This window comes from Nocardiopsis sp. JB363 (genome assembly GCF_900143625.1).
Classification (GTDB): Bacteria; Actinomycetota; Actinomycetes; order Streptosporangiales; family Streptosporangiaceae; genus Nocardiopsis.
The window spans coordinates 1-1,024 of record NZ_FRFF01000208.1 but is presented as its reverse complement, the minus strand read 5'-3'; the positions used below and the strand labels follow the sequence as shown (position 1 = coordinate 1,024).

The following is a 1,024-nucleotide window of genomic DNA, read 5'->3' as shown; positions in this document are numbered from 1 at the left end:
CCCCCAACCCACCACCACCGCCGACACCACACTCGCCCTGCTCTACGTCTCCAACCTCATCGGCCCACCCCGCGGCGCCCGCGTCCCCGTCCGCGCCCTGGCCGCCATGCACGCCTACCACCACCACGGACTCGGACTCACCAACGACGACACCTACTGGAACACCGCCGACCCCGGCTCCGCCTACGGCCTCTACCACGGCCTCATCTCACCCCTGCTCGCCGGCCACAACTCCCTGGCCCTACGCGCCGGCTTCTTCGACCCCGAACTCACCCTCGACGTCCTAGGCCTGCACCACGTCACCAACTTCGCCTCAGACCCCACCACCTACCGCACCCTGCGAGCCGCCACCAAAACCCTGCCCCCCGAAATCATCGTCCACAACCTCGCCAGCGCCGGCGAACCCCTGGCCCCCGACGTCATCGCCTGGGCCACCGACCTCTTCGGCGTCCCCGTCCGCGACCACTACGGACAAACCGAACTCGGCTGGTGCGCCGGCATCCCCAACGACCCCGACCTACCCCAACACACCAACACCCTGCCCCCCGGCGCCATCGGCCCCGCCCTACCCGGCTGGAACATCCACGTCCTGGACCCCATCGACGACCAACCCGCACCCCCCGGCGTATTCGGACGCATCGCCATCCACCACCCCACCAGCCCCCTGGACTGGTTCGAGGGCTACCACGGCTACGACAACACCATCGACATCCGCCACAGCCCCGACCACGCCCACCACCTCACCGGCGACACCGGCATCATCGACCGCCAAGGCAACCTGCACTTCAACACCCGCGACGACGGCGCCATCATCACCCGCAGCTACCGCATCGGCCCCACCGAAGTCGAAACCGTCCTGACCACCCACCCCGCCGTCGACGAAGTCGGCGTCTACGCCATCCCCGACGACATCGCCGGACACCTCGTCGGCGCCCGCATCGTCCTGGACCCCACCAGCGCCCCCACCCCCGAACTGGCCGACGAACTACGCCACTGGGTCCGCACCCACTTCGCCCCCCACGCC

1 protein-coding gene is annotated in these 1,024 nt (G+C 69.6%); it reads left to right on the top strand.

From position 1 onward, the window contains the following. Nucleotides 1-1,024, top strand: a 1,024-nt coding sequence (locus BQ8420_RS31100) for an AMP-binding protein (protein WP_143847676.1), incomplete at both ends; no start/stop codon positions are given.